Source organism: Colwellia sp. TT2012 (assembly GCF_001440345.1).
In the GTDB taxonomy this organism is placed as follows: Bacteria; Pseudomonadota; Gammaproteobacteria; order Enterobacterales; family Alteromonadaceae; genus Colwellia.
On sequence record NZ_LJYX01000217.1, the window covers coordinates 1 to 255 of the forward strand.

Here is a 255-nt window from a genome sequence, read left to right on the forward strand (position 1 = left end):
GGAGACTACAACGTTGATAGGTCAGGTGTGTAAGGACTGCGAGGTCTTGAGCTAACTGATACTAATTGCCCGTGAGGCTTAACCATACAACACCCAAGTAGTTTTGAACTATAAAGTGTGTATGAGATTGACATTTTAAATATATAAAACACGTACTCGTGTTACTTGAACCGCTTTTGTAAAACTTTTTATATCAAATTTCTAGATTGTACCTTTTTTTGTTTAGCGACCATAGCGCTGTGGCCCCACCTGATC

Annotated in this window: 1 rRNA gene; it reads left to right on the forward strand. The window is 38.8% G+C overall.

Features of this window, described 5'->3' with window-relative positions:
- A 23S ribosomal RNA gene (locus tag ASU03_RS19610) occupies nucleotides 1-86 on the forward strand; the annotation flags it as partial.
- Nucleotides 87-255 lie beyond the last annotated feature (169 nt).